The sequence below is a fragment of the Wohlfahrtiimonas chitiniclastica genome (genome assembly GCF_002252325.1).
Taxonomy (GTDB): domain Bacteria; phylum Pseudomonadota; class Gammaproteobacteria; order Cardiobacteriales; family Wohlfahrtiimonadaceae; genus Wohlfahrtiimonas; species Wohlfahrtiimonas chitiniclastica.
This window is the reverse complement of the sequence record NZ_NEFL01000001.1, coordinates 741,407-756,587: the sequence shown is the minus strand read 5'-3', so window position 1 is coordinate 756,587 and position 15,181 is coordinate 741,407. Positions and strand designations below refer to the sequence as shown.

The following is a 15,181-nucleotide window of genomic DNA, read 5'->3' as shown; positions in this document are numbered from 1 at the left end:
ATACAATAGAGATGATGATAAATATTCGCAACTTTATATTTTCATCCTTACAACACTTTGTCATTAAGTTTTGCGGTTAGAGGATTGCCACAGCCTATACAAATAGATATCATATTTGATGTGTAAATTGATATATTTTGATATTATACATTAATAATGATGTTTTATATTGGTATGTTATGCGCTTTGACTTTGCAACAGAATCAGAAATTTCTCAAGAATTGGGTAAAAGAATAGCTCAACAGAGAATACAAAAAAATATCACTCAAGTGGACTTGGCTAAAAGGGCAGGCGTTGGTGTTGCTACACTTCAGCGCTTAGAAAAAGGTGAAGGATCAAGCCTGAGTGTATTCATTCGTGTATTAACGGCTTTGGGATTTGTGAATGATTTATCAAATATTTTGGTGAAGAAAAATATCTCCATTCAAGAATTTGAGGCGCTGAACAATCCTGAACCACGTCAAAGGGCATCGAAACCAAGGAAATAACACATGAAGAATCTATATAAAATCAGTGTTTATTACAATGGTTGGGGCTTATTAAGGTGAGGCTTTTAATATCAAACTAATCTCCTAATTAACTAGGCTGAAAATTCAGGTTTGGATGTGAAGAAGAGCGAAGCAGTGATTGATGCTATGATTGACGTTATTAAAAGTCGATTGGTTGAGCTCACAGGTGGAAAATATACGGTTTCAAAGGCGACTACAGCAATGATTAAGGATAAGATTGGTGGGAATTTAGAACTATTAGATTCCAAAGAATAAATTATAATAGAGAGGATATTTATGGATAAGTTATTAGAAATTATCAAAGAAAATGATGCAGTTATTCGCCCAGCTAGTGCATATGAGATAGAAAAGCTTAAAAAAGACTTAGGCATGGATTTTTCAGCTGAGTATGAACAGTATTTATCAATATTAGGAAGCGTTCAATTTGAGTCTTGTGAAACTTATGGTTTTGATGTGAATGATGGATCATATTCGAAATTAGTTGATATCTATAATGACTTATCGACTGATGAGGAATATCCAAATAGCGCTGTTCCTTTGATGAAAGTGGATGAGGATAGCTATTATCTATATGACAATAGCACAGAGATGATGTTGGAATGGCTAGGTGATTACGGTGGTGTGTCTAGCACTCTACATGAAGATATTGAAGAATTTATCATTAAGTATTTGTTTAATAATTAATTAGCTAGTTTATTCTATGACGTGTTACGGCACGCTACTTGCGTCCGAAAACTATTGTGTTCAGTTGTTAAGTATTACTTTACAACTGAAAATAATATTAGATATTTCAATAAATTAAAAATTACTACTTCGTAAGGTGGGAAAATATTGTGGGCTCGCTAATGAAAAAACGATTACACAATTGAAAATCGTAAACCTAGATCTAATGGTATAACTCCGGTTTTGCCAATTGCTTTTGAAGATAATGATGCCACTAGGAGAATCGTTAAGCACGTAATTAGGCATGTTATTCGCCAACATAAAGAAGAAATTCAAGCATTGGCATATAAACTATTTGTTTATATATTGCAGCCAAATTAGATTCAATATCTTGAAATCTCTTATGGTTATCAGTTATAAGTCTAAGATTTATGGGTATGTATTTAGATGGTTGTAAACTCTAAGCGAATTGATTCAATGAATGGTTCTAAATACTTCACAAATTCATATTTGAATATTTGGGATATTTTAGTATTAACGGTTATTTTCTTTGGCCAAGCGATCATCCAATCCACTATCAGCTTTTTAGATCTATCTAATGTGGGTGATCAAGCGGGGCTTGATTTATCTTTAATTCAATCTAATCATTATTGGGATATAGCACTTGAATTGATGAGCTTATCAATTGCAGGTATATATTTGCTAGTGCGGCGATTCGACTTTAAACAGCTAAATTTTCGTGTCAATTATTACACTGTGCCACTAGCAATTTTATTTGCCTGTGCCTCAGATATGGTGACATACTTTTATGATTGGGCCGTATATTTATTGAATGCTCCTGATCTATTGGCACAATCAGTAGAAAATGCCGCTAGTAGTGATGTATTACACAATCATATTACGCCTAATTTAATAGTTTTTTCTTTGCTTAATGGCTTTTATGAAGAGATCTTCTTTTTAGGCTTATTATTTTGTATTCCTCGTCAATATTTTGGCTGGATGTATCTTTATAGTTTGGTGATTCGTTTTAGTTTTCATACATATCAAGGCATAAATAGTGCAATCGCCATCACCCTTTTAGGTGTTGTATTTCTTCTCATACGTCGTAAAACAAATTTATTAGTGCCATTTATGTTGGCGCATGCATTTTTTGATGTCTTTGGTTTGGGAGCTATTTATACTCAAGTTGTATTACTTTTTCAGTAGATGATGAAGAATTTTTTGAATCAAGTGGATAAAAAATGAACACCGTGCTTTAAGTATAATTTTTGATATAAATCAATTTTTTATTGTATGAAAAGTTTGCATGTTTTGTGTTTATCTTAAATTTACAGAACATTTCTTAAATAGATGAAAGCTAGTAAAAAAATATTTTTGTATTAAAATACGCCCCAGCTACAAAATGGCTATCTTTTATACAGAATGTAATTATATTTATTTAAGAAGTGGATAGAATTATGATCGCTACAGGAATAAAAAATAATATAGAAAGCCTACAGATTTTTTCGGATCTGTTAGAGCCAGACATTAAAAAGATTTGTTTAATACATCAGTGTATACAGGGGGTTACGAAAGATTTAGTAGAGAAGTATTACAAGGAATATTGGAGTGAACGATTAACCAATAAAGCTGAAGATATTGAGCCCAATGATGTGAAATATATTTTTGAATCTTGGTTTAATGTTATTTTTGCTTGTTCTCAAAATGTTGAAGAAAAGCATAACGCAATTTTTTGGGCTATTGGGAATTTAGAAGGTGAACATAAATTAGCTCCAGTTGTTATACAGCGGGGGATAAATTTCTTACGGCATGAGGCTCAAGTGTTGGTAGTCTGTGATGATGAAAATTTACCATTAACATTAAAGCTAGAACTGGTTGTTTCAATATTTAAGGTTTTAGATTTAAGCGAACTAATTTTAAATGAGTGTTTATGATACATACAATAGGTAACTGGAACCCGTCATAGTGAAAACTATGGCGGGTTTATTCATTTATAGGAGCCTATCATGGCATTGAGTGTATTGGTCTTCAATGTATAAAATGTTCTTAATGAAATGTGGTATCATATATTTTGTGTAATCAGTTGATTTTTAAAGATATTTTTTATTGGAAAATAGAAGTAAAGTAGGAAGTAAAATATAATTTTTTCGTTTTATTTTTGCTTATAAATCATATTGTTATTGTATTAGTATTGACTCCGCCGCCTCCACCAAATATGTCGTAAAAAGATTAGCCATTTCAATAACTTGAAGTGGCTTTTTTATTTTCTGTCCCATATTAATGCATACAATAAATGGATCACATTATGTCAGAGCAAAATTCGAAAACTTTATACAGCGCATTGTGGGCTTCGGCAGATATTCTGCGCTCAAAGATGGATGCGAACGAATATAAAAACTATCTTTTAGGGATGATTTTCTATAAATATTTATCCGATAAGATGCTTCATTATGCCGTAGACCAGTTAGAAGAAAAGGCTGAAACATTGAAGGAAGCACAGGTGATTTATGCCAATGCTTATCATGATCCCGAACTCCATGAAGATTTAAAAGATGCATTGAAGGAAGAGTTTTCCTATGTGATCGAGCCAGAATATACATTCACTCATTTGATCAATGCAGTGTTCAGTCAATCATTCCAGTTAGAAAGCTTACAGCAAGGCTTTCGCAACATAGAGCAATCATCCGATGCTTTTGCCAATTTGTTCCAAGACATTGATCTGTATTCTCGTAAGCTTGGCTCAACGCCACAAAAGCAAAATGAAACCATTTCAGGCATTATGAAAGAATTGGCGGAGATCGATTTTGCAGGGCATTCGGGCGATATTTTAGGCGATGCTTATGAATATATGATTGGGCAGTTTGCTTCTGATTCTGGTAAAAAGGCAGGGGAGTTTTATACACCGCAACCTGTGGCTGAATTGATGACTAAAATTGTGATTCATGGCAAAACGCATCAAAAAGGATTCAGCGTGTATGATCCGACCATGGGTTCAGGCTCATTGATGCTGAACATTAAAAAAGAGACCCAAGAGCCGAATACTGTTCAATATTTTGGGCAAGAGATCAATACATCTACTTACAACTTAGCCCGCATGAATTTGATGTTGCATGGCGTGCCAATTGCGAACCAATATCTCAATAATGGCGATACTTTAGATGAAGATTGGCCAACGGATGAGCCCACCAACTTTGATGGTGTGTTGATGAATCCGCCCTATTCAGCGGATTGGAGTGCGGCGAAAGGCTTTTTGGATGATGCGCGATTTGCGCCTTATGGCGTATTAGCACCAAAGTCTAAAGCGGACTTTGCATTTTTGTTGCATGGTTTTTATCATTTAAAATCCAATGGCACCATGGCGATTGTTTTACCGCATGGCGTGCTGTTTCGTGGTGGTACGGAAGAGAAAATTCGTAAAACCCTCTTAGAAAATGGGCATATTCATGCCGTGATTGGTTTGCCTGCGAATATTTTCTTTAATACATCCATTCCGACAACGATCATTGTGTTGAAAAAAGATTATGATAAGCGTGATGTGTTGTTCATTGATGCCTCTAGTGAGTTTGAAAAAGTTAAAACGCAAAATATTTTGACTGAGGAGAATATTCAAAAGATTTTGGATACCTATATTCATCGCAAAACGATGGATAAATATAGCTATGTCGCGAGTTTTGATGAGATTGAAGAGAATGAGTTTAACTTAAATATTCCGCGTTATGTGGATACCTTTGAACCTGAACCTGAAATTCCTTTGGCAGATATTTCTGCGAGTCTCTTGGCGGTTAATTCTGAATTGGCAACGGCAGAAAAAGAGCTGTTTGAGATGTTAGGGCAGTTAGTCGGCACGACAGAGGAAGCGAATGCCGAACTCGAAACCTTCAAGAAAATGCTTAAAGGTGATAACAATGGTTAAAGGTGAATCACATATCCCAAAGCTTCGTTTTAAGGGCTTTTCTGATGTTTGGCAAAAGCAACCATTAGGTAATCAGTTTAAGTTGAAAAATGGTTTTGCCTTTAAAAGTGAATATTTTCAAGAGCAAGTATCCCATATTGAAGTTTTAACTCCTGGAAGTGTTCTACCAGGTGGAGGGTATCAAGATGGAAAAAGCCGTTATTATTCTCAAAATGGAGAAATATCTCAGGAGTTTATTTTTAAGTCACAGGATATTTTTATTACATTGACTGATTTGACTCCAAGCGCACAGGCTCTTGGTTATCCTGCTTTCGTGCCCAAAAATGATAAAATTTATTTGCATAATCAACGTCTTGGGAAAGTGTGTGACAATAAGGCAAATGATAGATTTTTACTGAATTTATTATGTACTGATTTTTATCATAAGTATGTTGTCGAAACAGCTACAGGAACAACAGTTAAACATTCCTCTGCACAAAATATTTTAAAATATGAAGCAAGTTTTCCAAACTTAGAAGAACAAACCCAAATCGGTAATTTCTTCCAGAAAATCGACCAAGTGATCGAATTGCAACAAAAAGCATTAGATACGGCTCGAGATTATAAAAAATCAATGCTCCAAAAAATGTTTCCACAAAAAGGCGAGAAAGTGCCACAAATTCGCTTTGATGGGTTTAGTGGGGATTGGGAGGAAAAATTATTAAATAAAGTTGCACAAATTATTGGAGGTGGAACACCTGATACCAATATTGAAGAGTACTGGAATGGGAATATTGATTGGTATGCCCCAGCTGAAATTGGAAAGTCGATTTATGTTGGTAATAGTAAAAGAAAAATCACGGAATTAGGATTACAAAAAAGTTCAGCCAAAGTTTTACCAGCATATCGTACAATTTTATTTACATCTCGTGCAGGTATCGGTGATATGGCAATTCTCAGTAAAGATTCAGCCACAAATCAAGGTTTTCAATCTTTTGTTATTTATCCAGAAAATGATATCTATTTTTTTTATTCAATGGGATTTTTGATTAAACGAGATGCATTAAAAATTTCTAGTGGATCAACATTTCTAGAAATATCAGGAAAAGCATTAGGCTCAATTACACAATATTTTCCTGAATTAGAAGAACAACAGAAGATAGGCGAGTTTTTTCAGAAGTTAGATCAGCAAATTGAACAGCATGAGAAGAAACTAGAAAGCTATCAAAACTTGAAAAAGGCGATGTTGCAGCGCTTATTTGTTTAAATTGCATCACAAGGCATTAATTCTGGAGGAGGATCAATGCCTTGTTATTAGAATATATAAAACTATAAAGAAAGGAGAGAACGTGACTGTTTTAATCGTTGTGGGTGTGCTGGTGGGATTGTTCATTTTGGCAGTTGTGGTGATGGCATTTAATGAGCATTGTCATGATAAGTTTGATCACGCATTTTTCACCAAGCCCATGTTGATATTGCTTGGCGTAGCTGCAGGATTATTCATCTGGGGATTGAGTTGGTATGAAACAGATGTAGCAACCGCAAAAGGCTATACATGGAATGGCATTATCTTCACAAAAGAGACATTAAATGGTTTGGCATTAATGGGGATTTCTATATTAATTTATTTAAGCATTGCGATTTATAATTTCGTGGTCACCAATTGGATTTATGGCTTTTTCGGCACAATCATGCAATTTAGTATTTTGACAGTGGCGGCATATTTTGGCTTCGTATTAATCGTGGGGTATTTTGGCATTATGATCATGCTATCAATGATGCCTAGAAGATATTAGAATCATGCAAATTCTAACAATCAAATTTGTATCATCCTGCGGGATTTGGTGTGTGTACGAATGCATATTTAGAGCATGCCATTAAAGATTGGTTAAAGTAACGTATAAAAATTAAATAGGTGAGTTGTGATTAAGTACACGAAAGAAGCAAAGCTTGAAGCGGATTTAATTAATCAATTAATTTCTGGCAAATCCCAGTGGTTATATCGTGAAGATTTACGAACAGAACATGATCTTTGGCAGAATGTAAAAAAGATTTTGGAGCAGAATAATAAAGCTGTTTTAAAAGAAAAAATGCTGACAGAGCAAGAGTTTAACCAGATTAAAGCACAACTCACTTTTCCTAACTTTTATGAAGCGGCTAAATGGCTTTCAGGCGAAAATGGCATTGCTAAAGTGCAAGTACAAAGGGAAGATGCATCTCTTGGTACGATTCGCTTAAATGTGATTAATAGAGCAGACATTGCAGGTGGCACAACGGTTTATGAGGTGATTAATCAGTTCACAAGCCGTCAAGAACAGAGCCGAGAAAGACGTTTTGATGTCACGATGCTGATCAATGGTTTGCCAATGATTCATGTTGAATTGAAGAATCGACAGCATCCTTATATGGATGGTTTTAGGCAAATTAAAAAGTATCTGAAAGAAGATAAATTCAAAGGCATTTTCTCATCCACACAGATGTTCGTAGTGAGCAATGGCACAGATACTCGTTACATTGCCTCAAGCAGCCATAAAAAACTCAATGAGAAATTTCTAAGTAAGTGGGTGGATAAAGATAATAAGCCCGTTACAGATTATTTAGCGTTTGCTAAAGATGTGTTATCCATTCCCCAAGCCCACAGAATGGTGACGCAATATTCGATTACAGATCGAGATAAAGAAGCGTTGATTCTGCTGCGTCCTTATCAAATCCATGCGATTGAGGCGGTGAAAGAAGCCTCTAAATTGCAAGAATCAGGTTATGTTTGGCACACAACAGGCTCAGGTAAAACCTTAACATCGTATAAAGTTGCATGTAATTTATTGCAGATTCCAGCGATTGATAAAACAATCTTCATTGTCGATCGTGTGGATCTCGATCAGCAAACCACAAGTTCATTTGCATCGTATGCGGAGTTTGATCCCATTTCTATTGATGAAACAGACAATGTGAATGATTTGGTCAAGCGCTTAGCGAGCGATGATCGCACAGTGATCGTAACAACCATTCAAAAGCTCAATCATTTAATGAAACGCATGGAAGAGGATTCAGCTCAAGCGCGTGCATCTAAACACTATGCCAAAATTAAGGACTTAAAAGTCGCGTTCATTGTGGATGAGTGTCATCGAGCGGTGACGCCACAAAAGAAAAAAGAACTCGATCAGATTTTTCATTATGCAATGTGGTACGGCTTCACAGGCACGCCAATCTTTGGTGAGCTCAAGAAAACCACAACGACAGCAATGTTATACAGCAGCGTGCAAAACAAGCCAACAGAGGATGATTCTGAACGTTCATGCTTGCATCAATATACGGTGAAAGAAGCCATTAATGATGCAGCTGTTTTGGGTTTTCAAATTGAATATAAAAATCCACTGCAAGAAGATATGGTGGATGAGATCATTCGCCATTATCATCCCACAAAGAACCTCGAAGGTTTGTCATTGATTGATAAAGAAAAGCTGATTCCAAGGGATGTTTATAACAGCAAAGAGCACCGTTTAAAGGTGATTGATTCCATCATTAACCAATCACGCAATAAATTAGGCTTCACAACAGAAAATGGTGTCGGTAAAGCTTATGGTGCCATGCTAACGGTGCCAAGTATTGCGATTGCTCAAGAGTATTATGACTTGTTCAAAAGTGTGATTGCAGGCAATGAGTCGGTTACGATCAGTGAACGAACGAAAGCCATATTGCCTGATTTCCCTAAGGTTGCGATTACTTATTCTATTTCAGAGAATGAAGGATCATCCATAGATAATCAAACCAAAATGGCAGAGTCATTGCAGGATTACAATGCGATGTATGGCACGAGTTATTCATTAGAAAACATGCGTGCTTATAATCAGAATGTGAATGCACGTTTAGCAAGAAAGCATGAGAAGTATCAGGAAAGGGCAGAGCAGATCGACATCATCATTGTGGTGGATCGTTTACTCACAGGCTTTGATGCGCCTTGTATTTCCACATTATTCATTGATCGACCACCGATGAGTGCCCCAAATATTATTCAAGCGTTTTCTCGCACCAATCGATTGTTTGATCAAGGCAAAAAGTTTGGGCAGATTGTGACATTCCAAACGCCATTATTGTTCACCGAAGCGGTGAATGATGCGCTGTTTTTATATTCTAATGGCGGTGAAAATTACGTCTTAGCACCAAGCTATGAGGAAGCTGCAGAGAATGTCGCAGAGGCATTCTCAGCATTGAAAAACATCGCTGCAACGCCAGAGGCTATAGATGAGTTATTAGTGGAAGAGAAACGCAAGTTTGCCAAAGCGTTCCAAGAGCTCGATAAAGCCATGAGCGCGATCAAGGCTTATTATGAATTTCAGCCTGAAAGGCTGGCAGAAACATTTGGCATCCAAAATGATGAACTAGAGGAGTATCACGGTAAATATCAGAATGTATTGGAGGAATTACGTGAAAATAGCAATGATGATCCCGAAATTGAGCCATTAGATATTGAATATGATCTACAAACGCATCACAGTGATGAAATTAATTATCATTATATTTTGTCGCTGATTCAACGATTTGTGCCACAAGAAAGTCAATCATCAGAATTGCAGTTTGAAAACAGCGTGAAATCACAAGAAGTGGATGATTATATTGATCGTTTACGCATTGAGAATGCGAAGCTTGCAGGTTTAATGGAACAGTTATGGAAGAATATTCAGCAAGATCCTAATACTTATCGTGGTAAAAACATCAATGAATTATTGAATGACATGATTACCAATACGATTGATCTTTTAGTGAACGATTTTGCTAAAAAATGGGCAGTGAAAGAAGAAGAATTACGCTTTGTGGTGGAAAATTATAATCCAAGCAAAATGGATGAAGCGCAGATTGGCGAAGATGATTTAAGAAGAAACAGTGATTTTGACCATTATAAGGTGATCGCAGACAATCCTGTGAGCAAATTGAAATATAACAAAGCAGTGAAAGAAGCTTATACTAAAATGGTGATCGAGGATGTATTGCCGTTGAGGGTGAAGGGTTGATATGGGCATAGTGCATCCAACATTTGAACAAATAGATAAGTTAACAGTATCTGCAACGGATGGTGAGTTGCATTTATTAAAATATCTAAGTGAAAACTTAGATGATACGTATTATATTTTTTATGAGCCATTTTTAAATGGGAGTCGGCCAGATATTATCATTTTAAAAGAAGATGCGGGTGCGATTATCATAGAAGTTAAAGATTGGGATTTTCATCATTATGAAATTAATGAAAAAAATCAATGGTTGGTTCATGCAAAAAATGGTCAATCATCAATAAAGAAAAGTCCTATTGCACAGGCCTTCACATATAAAGAGCAGTTATTTAATCTACATTTACCCATTTTAGGTTTATCGGATATTGCACAGCCCAATAAACACTTTTTTGGTGTAATTAATTGTTTTTGTTATTTTCATTGTGCTACGAAAGAGGATATTAAGAAATTATATGAGCTTCCTGAGCAAAAAATTAAGCAGATAAGTGGTAATTTAAATAATGATTTTAAGAATAAAAGCATTTTATACGAAAAATATAATAAAACATTAGAGTTTTATAAAAGGAAAAAAGAGCAGTTATCTAGGGATAAAAATCTAAGTTTTGGACGTGATGATCTTAAATTATTAATTAAAAAAATTGAAGAAAAATTGAAAGAAAATGATTTATTTTCCAAACAGATTTTTGATGATTTCTATAGACGACTGTCACCACCAGACTTTATTGTGAAGCAAAATATTCCAAAATATTTTGATAAAAAACAACAAAGTATATTGCAAAGCAGCGCTGGCTTTAGCAAAGTAAAAGGCGTTGCTGGGTGTGGTAAAACAACTTTAATAGCACATAGAATTATAGGTGCTTATCTTCGTGTGCAAAAAGAAGGAAATCATCCTAATATATTAGTCCTTACATATAATATTACATTGTGTAACTATATTAGTGATAAGTTAACCGAAGCTCAGCAAGGCCTAAAAGACCAATGTACAATCATTAATTATCATCAATTTTTCCTTCAGCAGGCCAATGAATATGGATTGGATATTGATGCGAAAATATCTGCTATTTTGAATGATTATTCTTTAAGTATAAAACAGCAGCAAGATCTATTAGATAACATATTTAAAACAGATATATTCAAAACTATAGATATAAGTAATAAATATACTTCAATATTTGTCGATGAAATTCAAGATTTTGAGTCAGAATGGGTAAAAATTATTAGAGATAATTTTTTAATCGATAATGGTGAGATGGTTTTGTTTGGCGATCAATCACAAAATATTTATGATAGAGAAGGTATGAAGGGAAGAGCTTCTTCAATTGTCCAAGGTTTTGGTCGATGGATTGAGCTCAAAAAATCTTACAGGTTTCACGTTGATTCTCCTTTGATACTGCTTTTTCAAAAGTTTCAACGTGCATTTTTATTAAATAGTAATGACGAAAATTTATTATTGAATGCTGATGACCCTGCAAATACCAGCTTAAGTTTTGATATTATTAAACATAATAAGTATCCCATTGAAAATATAGATATTTCTGTGCAAAAAATTTATGAAAACATACGATTTCAAGTGAGAAGTTATAAATATCATCCTAATGATATTGTTATTCTAGCGAGCAAAACAGATATTTTGAAAGCTCTTGAAAAGGTTATCTCTAAAGAAGAAAATACAGCAGTAATGTTTGAGACAGAATTAGAAGATAGAGGATTATTAACGAAATATTTAGGCGCATTGTATTTAGATCATGATTCTTTAAAAGAATCTAGAGAAAAGTTAAATAATCCGATTAAAAAAACAGCCTATCAAAGAGATATTGAGATGATCAGGCGGAGAAAGAAAAATTTCTTTTATCAAAATAGTGGAAAAGTTAAATTAGCCACTATTCATAGTTATAAGGGTTTTGAAAGCAAGGTTGTTTTTTTTATTGTATTGCCAGAAGATAATGCAGAGTTACTTTACACATCTATGACTCGATGTCGAGAAGATTTATATATTTATGATCTAGCACATAATCAATATTCACAGTTTTTTGAAGATAATATTGAACAGATTTAGGGGTTGTTGTGTAATCATACCCTTTTTTAGGACTCCAAAACTTAAATAAATCCTTACACGTGTATGTGTCGAAAAACGCCTTTTTTGAATAGCCATCTTATTTATTTATAGTCTATATTATAATGATCTAATTTTTGAGTAGAGCTCAGGGGTATTATGCGATCTTTAATGTGGTTTCGATCTGATTTACGAATTCATGATAATGAAGCTTTATATAAAGCGACTCAAAATCAGCAGGCGATTGCACTTTTTATCATTGCCCATGAAGACTGGCAAAAGCATCATGATGCTAAATTGAAACTGGCGTTTATGTGGAGAAATCTGCAAGCACTTCAAAAGGCGCTTGACCATAAAAATATTCCTTTAAAGATCATTGAAGTAGATTCATGGGCACAAATCCCAGAGCGCATCAATCAATTGATGCTCGATCATCAAATCTCATCGCTGTATTTTAATCATGAGGTGGGCATCAATGAAGTCGAAAGAGATCGTGCGGTTTATCGACAATTAAAAAAGAGTGGTTTTAAGATTAATCATTGCCACGATAAAACATTGGTTAAACTCGGCTCGATACTCAATGGAGACAATAACCCTTATAAGGTTTTTACGGCTTTTAAAAAGCGATTGATAGAAGTGTTGGAACATCAACCGTTTGAGAATGATTGTGAGATTCCTGTGCAAGCGCCCACAGGGCTCACAAGTGATGACATTCAGGTGAATCCTTACCAAGCGTTTGATGATTTAGCGTATCAAGCAGGCGAAGATGCGGCGTTTGGCGTGCTGCAAGATTTCTTAAAAGAGGATATTTTTCATTACCATAACCATCGAGACATGCCAGCGATCGATGGCACCAGCCGTTTATCACCCTATCTTACGCAAGGCGTTGTTTCTGTCAAAGCGTTATTGAGGGAAGCGTTAATTCTCAATGAAGGTCATTTTAAAACGGGCGATGAAGGCATTCTGACTTGGATGAATGAGCTGTATTGGCGGGAATTTTATTACCACATTATGTGGAATTTCCCAAATGTTTCTAAGAATCGAGCCTTTCAGGAGAAAACAGAAAAGATTCAATGGCGAGACAACGAGGCAGATTTTGACGCTTGGAAAAATGGCAAAACAGGCGTGCCCATTGTCGATGCATTTATGAGACAACTCAAAGCAACAGGCTGGATGCATAATCGAGGCCGAATGATTACCGCGATGTTTTTAACAAAAAATCTCTTAATCGATTGGCGCAAAGGGGAAGCATGGTTTATGCAAAATCTCATTGATGGCGATTTTGCTGCCAATAATGGCGGATGGCAATGGTCGGCGTCTACAGGCACCGATGCAGTGCCGTATTTTAGGATCTTTAATCCTGTGACGCAGTCTGAGCGATTTGATCCAAAGGGTGATTTCATTCGTCAATGGTGCCCGGAATTATCGCATTTAGATCATCAGCAGATTCATAAAGTGCAGAAAAATGTCATTGTTGATCTGAAAAGTAGTCGGATCAGGGCAATAGAGGCGTTTAAACGTTTGTCGGAGTAGTATTGATAGTAAAATGGCTTCAAAATAGTTTTATAACGCTTAGCCATGTGAAGCGCTGATCATCATCGAAGGAGAGAGAATGAAGCACACTACATATGAAATTTTATCTACATTGGTTTGCTTAGATAATAGAAACGTTCATACGGCAAATTTAATGAATACGAATGAAGGGTTTACACTGTTTAGTGATGCCATGAGGCAATTACATCGCTTCAGCATTGTTGTTGATATGTGTAAACCACCCGAACAAAACTCAGCATTTTCAGTGAATGTTCTGATCACAATGCCTGATTTAACAAGATTTAGAGGCTTTGAAGGGATTAATGAAGAGTATAAAACCTCTCGTATATTGCGCGACCAGTTCATGCTGACTGATTTTTATCAGGATTATTTATGTGATCTATTGAATGGAGAGGATTCAGTATCCTTAACTTTTACGGATGAAGATGAACTTGTCGCATTTGCAAGAAGCACCATTGATGCATGTGGTGAAACGTTTTATAACAGTGAATATTCTGAATTATTTGATACGATCAAAGATCGATTATCTGAAATTAATGTATTAAAAGCATTATTAATCAATCAAGCAGATATCTCTAAAATTCCGTCATTTGATTATGTATCCGATCGTAAATTTACATTATCTTTTGGGTCGAGTGAGATTTATTGCAATACATGTTTATCAGTCATTCCACCGATTGTGACTGAAGTAGAAGATGAGTTGAAATCTTTAACCTGTGAATGTTGTGGTATGAGCGGCATGGTTGATGATTGGCTAGAGATCTCATAACACCATCGAAGCAGGTCACCTTTTATTGTCATACATTTGGATGGATTGATGAGTAAACAAAAATATTATGCTGTTCGTGTTGGTCGTCAGCCTGGGATTTATCAAACCTGGGCAGAATGTCAGGCGCAAACGAATGGATTTAAAGGTGCTGTCTTCAAAAGTTTCCCAAGCTTAGCTGATGCAGAGGCATTTTTATTAAGCCCAGAAAGCCTACAAAAAGACAAAAGTGAGAATAAAAGCGTAAAAAGTAAAATAGCGCCCATCATTGAGGATTATGATCAGCGCGTGATTACGGACTTAAAAAATGCTAGGGTTGTGGCATTTGTTGATGGTAGCTTTAGTGATTCAACGGGTGTGCCTCTCGCAGGATTTGGTTGCTATATCCTGCATCAGGATGAAATCAAACCTGTAGAGATTGGCAAGAAGATGGCGACTGATCAGTATGCTTCAAGCCGAAATATTGCACCCGAAGTTTTTGGGGCTTTAGAAGCTTTAAACTGGGCATCTAGCCATGGATATAAGGCGATTACGATTTATCATGATTTGCAAAATACGGGTAAATGGGCAAGGGGCGAATATCAAGCGCATGCTGATATTTCGAAACTCTTTATGGCGGAATTGGCAAAATATAAAGAGATCTTGGACATTGAATTTGTATGGGTCAAAGGCCATGCTGGCATAGAATATAACGAGAAAGCGGATCAATTGGCATATCAGGCGATGCTTTCATAGAGA

General features: G+C 35.6%; 13 protein-coding genes. All 13 read left to right on the top strand.

The features are described 5' to 3' along the window. The first annotated feature begins 179 nt into the window (after nucleotides 1–179). Entirely contained in the window at nucleotides 180–488 is a 309-nt protein-coding gene (locus tag B9T10_RS03515; protein WP_082818372.1) for a helix-turn-helix domain-containing protein, read from the top strand. A 117-nt stretch (nucleotides 489–605) separates the two neighbouring features. Further along, on the top strand, nucleotides 606–764 hold the full coding sequence (locus B9T10_RS10165) for a hypothetical protein (protein WP_179220593.1): 159 nt from the start codon (nucleotides 606–608) through the stop codon (nucleotides 762–764). Nucleotides 765–785: 21 nt separating this feature from the next. Next, a complete protein-coding gene (locus B9T10_RS03510) occupies nucleotides 786–1,193 on the top strand; it encodes an SMI1/KNR4 family protein (protein WP_094536667.1) in 408 nt (135 codons plus the stop codon). 456 nt (nucleotides 1,194–1,649) lie between these two features. Continuing rightward, nucleotides 1,650–2,378, top strand: coding sequence for a CPBP family intramembrane glutamic endopeptidase (locus B9T10_RS03500; protein ID WP_094537814.1), 729 nt, complete (start codon nucleotides 1,650–1,652; stop codon nucleotides 2,376–2,378). A 251-nt stretch (nucleotides 2,379–2,629) separates the two neighbouring features. Further along, nucleotides 2,630–3,106 carry a hypothetical protein gene (locus tag B9T10_RS03495; protein WP_063454805.1) on the top strand — a complete coding sequence of 159 codons (477 nt, stop codon included), beginning with the start codon at nucleotides 2,630–2,632 and terminating at the stop codon, nucleotides 3,104–3,106. A gap of 371 nt (nucleotides 3,107–3,477) precedes the next feature. Next, entirely contained in the window at nucleotides 3,478–5,085 is a 1,608-nt protein-coding gene (locus tag B9T10_RS03490) for a type I restriction-modification system subunit M (protein ID WP_094537811.1), read from the top strand. Next, nucleotides 5,078–6,331: a restriction endonuclease subunit S gene (locus B9T10_RS03485; protein ID WP_179220623.1), complete on the top strand. Its 1,254-nt coding sequence runs from the start codon at nucleotides 5,078–5,080 to the stop codon at nucleotides 6,329–6,331. The genes B9T10_RS03490 and B9T10_RS03485 overlap by 8 nt, the downstream gene beginning before the upstream one ends. An 82-nt stretch (nucleotides 6,332–6,413) precedes the next feature. Beyond that, nucleotides 6,414–6,860, top strand: coding sequence for a hypothetical protein (locus B9T10_RS03480; RefSeq protein ID WP_094537808.1), 447 nt, complete (start codon nucleotides 6,414–6,416; stop codon nucleotides 6,858–6,860). Nucleotides 6,861–6,989: 129 nt separating this feature from the next. Beyond that, nucleotides 6,990–10,073, top strand: a complete 3,084-nt coding sequence (locus B9T10_RS03475; protein WP_425528738.1) for a type I restriction endonuclease subunit R — start codon at nucleotides 6,990–6,992, stop codon at nucleotides 10,071–10,073. Nucleotide 10,074: 1 nt separating this feature from the next. Further along, complete coding sequence (locus B9T10_RS03470) at nucleotides 10,075–12,126, top strand: nuclease-related domain-containing DEAD/DEAH box helicase (protein ID WP_094537805.1); 2,052 nt, start codon at nucleotides 10,075–10,077, stop codon at nucleotides 12,124–12,126. Between the two features lie 156 nt (nucleotides 12,127–12,282). Continuing rightward, nucleotides 12,283–13,656: a cryptochrome/photolyase family protein gene (locus B9T10_RS03465; protein ID WP_094537803.1), complete on the top strand. Its 1,374-nt coding sequence runs from the start codon at nucleotides 12,283–12,285 to the stop codon at nucleotides 13,654–13,656. Between the two features lie 79 nt (nucleotides 13,657–13,735). Next, nucleotides 13,736–14,446: a hypothetical protein gene (locus tag B9T10_RS03460; RefSeq protein WP_094488420.1), complete on the top strand. Its 711-nt coding sequence runs from the start codon at nucleotides 13,736–13,738 to the stop codon at nucleotides 14,444–14,446. A 48-nt stretch (nucleotides 14,447–14,494) separates the two neighbouring features. After that, nucleotides 14,495–15,178, top strand: coding sequence for a ribonuclease H1 domain-containing protein (locus B9T10_RS03455; protein WP_094537801.1), 684 nt, complete (start codon nucleotides 14,495–14,497; stop codon nucleotides 15,176–15,178). Nucleotides 15,179–15,181 lie beyond the last annotated feature (3 nt).

Bases quoted from the DNA above. Each gene is read 5' to 3' on its own strand.
- B9T10_RS03515 (WP_082818372.1), top strand. From the start codon at position 180: ATGCGCTTTGACTTTGCAACAGAATCAGAAATTTCTCAAGAATTGGGT.
- B9T10_RS03510 (WP_094536667.1), top strand. From the start codon at position 786: ATGGATAAGTTATTAGAAATTATCAAAGAAAATGATGCAGTTATTCGC.
- B9T10_RS03500 (WP_094537814.1), top strand. From the start codon at position 1,650: ATGAATGGTTCTAAATACTTCACAAATTCATATTTGAATATTTGGGAT.
- B9T10_RS03495 (WP_063454805.1), top strand. From the start codon at position 2,630: ATGATCGCTACAGGAATAAAAAATAATATAGAAAGCCTACAGATTTTT.
- B9T10_RS03490 (WP_094537811.1), top strand. From the start codon at position 3,478: ATGTCAGAGCAAAATTCGAAAACTTTATACAGCGCATTGTGGGCTTCG.
- B9T10_RS03485 (WP_179220623.1), top strand. From the start codon at position 5,078: ATGGTTAAAGGTGAATCACATATCCCAAAGCTTCGTTTTAAGGGCTTT.
- B9T10_RS03470 (WP_094537805.1), top strand. From the start codon at position 10,075: ATGGGCATAGTGCATCCAACATTTGAACAAATAGATAAGTTAACAGTA.
- B9T10_RS03465 (WP_094537803.1), top strand. From the start codon at position 12,283: ATGCGATCTTTAATGTGGTTTCGATCTGATTTACGAATTCATGATAAT.
- B9T10_RS03460 (WP_094488420.1), top strand. From the start codon at position 13,736: ATGAAGCACACTACATATGAAATTTTATCTACATTGGTTTGCTTAGAT.
- B9T10_RS03455 (WP_094537801.1), top strand. From the start codon at position 14,495: ATGAGTAAACAAAAATATTATGCTGTTCGTGTTGGTCGTCAGCCTGGG.